This window comes from Rathayibacter tritici, from assembly GCF_002932875.1.
Lineage (GTDB): Bacteria > Actinomycetota > Actinomycetes > Actinomycetales > Microbacteriaceae > Rathayibacter > Rathayibacter tritici.
Window position 1 is genome coordinate 1 of record NZ_PSWS01000052.1, and the last position, 1,684, is coordinate 1,684.

A 1,684-nucleotide genomic window follows, 5' to 3' on the forward strand; every position below is an offset into this window, starting at 1 on the left:
CACTCCCCGGAAAAAATTTCACCACGGACAACATGATGACAACACACGTACAGCCAACCGATACATCTCCTCCATCCGTTCGGCGGTCGAAAGATGCATCGCGCACTGGAAGAACTGGAAAATCCTCAAGACCGGCTATCGCGGACGTCTTACAGAACTTCCCAACCTCATTCGCACCGTCACCCGCCTCGAACTTTACCGACTCGGCTGGTAAATGCTTATGAATAACGCTCTGATTACGTCAAGATGACGGAGCACTATCTGGGAGACTACGGTGGCTATTGCCCATCGCCGATGATGTTCCTCTCGGCGGTGGCGGCCGAGACCCAGGACATAAAGCTCATGACGGGAGGCATCCTCCCGGTCTTCCATCACCCAATCCAGATCGCGTCGCAAGCGGGGATGCTCGATGCCTTGAGTGACGGTCGCTTGGAGCTGGGATTCGCACGCGGCTTCCTTCCCTACGAATACGCAGCGTTCCAGATCCCGATGAGCGAGAGTCGTGATCGCTTCTGGGCCACTGTTGACGCAGTTCGTCGGCTGCTGAGCTCCGAGGACGTCTCGATCAGCAACAAATACTGGGAATTCGCGCACGCGACGACGCGCCCGCGGCCGAGCGGTGTTGACGGAATTCGTTCTCTCGTGGCGGCGTCCACGTCAGAGGAGACGTTCGTCAGAGCAGGAGCGCAGGGAATGGGCCTAATGGTCAGTCCAGGTCTCACCGCGCCGTCGCCGCGTCTCGTGGAGGTGTACCGTAAGAACTTTATCCCCTCTGGCCACGATGCCGCCCCGCGGGTCGTGGTGAGCGTACCGGTGCTCGTTTCAGCGACGGATGACGAAGCAGTCGATGCGTCCCGGACGGCGCTCGACGGATACATCTCCGCAACATCTCGTGCGAGCGAGTCATGGGCGCACCTCGACGAGCCTGTCTCGTTCGCTCGATACCAGGACATGGGCCAATGGACCGCTCGAGCCAGCAGTAAGGCGATGATGCTGTCGGGAGCCGCACTTGTGGGCTCACCGAGTACTGTGATCAGTCAAATCGTCCGACTCGACAAGATTTACGGCGGGATAGACACCTTGCTTCTGCAGGTCGATTACGGCAACTTGAATCCGGTCGTCGCCGCCATGAGCATCGATCTCTTCTCCTCGGAGGTCGTCCCGGCGGTTCTGGCCGAGGTCGCCGCACCCGACCACCGGGTTCTCTGACCGATGAGGTCGAATGTCGTGGGGCTGCGGACCTACACCGTCGGCACTGACAGCATGGATATCCGAGCCGGACGGCGACTCTATGTCGATGATCGACTCGAGGCGCTTGTGAAATCAGGCGAGAAAGAAGACCTGCTCGTCGCCCTGCCGGGGCAGTCGTATTTTCTCTCCAGGGGTCTCTCCGATCTCAAGCTGTCTATCGCTGTGAACGCGCAGGACTCGCTGGAGCTCGCTCAACGAATCGATGATGTGGTGCGGGAGGCGTTCACGGTCACAGCAGTGACGGATCGAGAAGCGGTTTCACCGTTGGACGGAATATATTCAACGGCTTATGGCATGGTTCAGCGGTTGGCGCCTCCGACGACTTCCCATAAGCGGCTCTTCGCAGTTGAGGGTGTAGCCGTACGAGTGTGGGGTCGGCGCGTCGTGGCCGGGAGTGGGGTCGAGGTCTTCCGATGATGGAGGTTCCTACGCC

The 1,684-nt window shown here is 59.6% G+C and carries 3 protein-coding genes; all 3 read left to right on the plus strand.

Going from position 1 to position 1,684, the window contains the following annotated elements:
- Positions 1-214, plus strand: a 214-nt coding sequence (locus tag C5D07_RS08535) for a transposase family protein (RefSeq protein ID WP_146079783.1), incomplete at its 5' end; no start/stop codon positions are given.
- Between the two features lie 32 nt (positions 215-246).
- A complete protein-coding gene (locus C5D07_RS08540; RefSeq protein WP_104259139.1) occupies positions 247-1,209 on the plus strand; it encodes an LLM class flavin-dependent oxidoreductase in 963 nt (320 codons plus the stop codon).
- Positions 1,210-1,227: 18 nt separating this feature from the next.
- Positions 1,228-1,668, plus strand: a complete 441-nt coding sequence (locus C5D07_RS15345) for a hypothetical protein (RefSeq protein WP_146079790.1) — start codon at positions 1,228-1,230, stop codon at positions 1,666-1,668.
- Positions 1,669-1,684 lie beyond the last annotated feature (16 nt).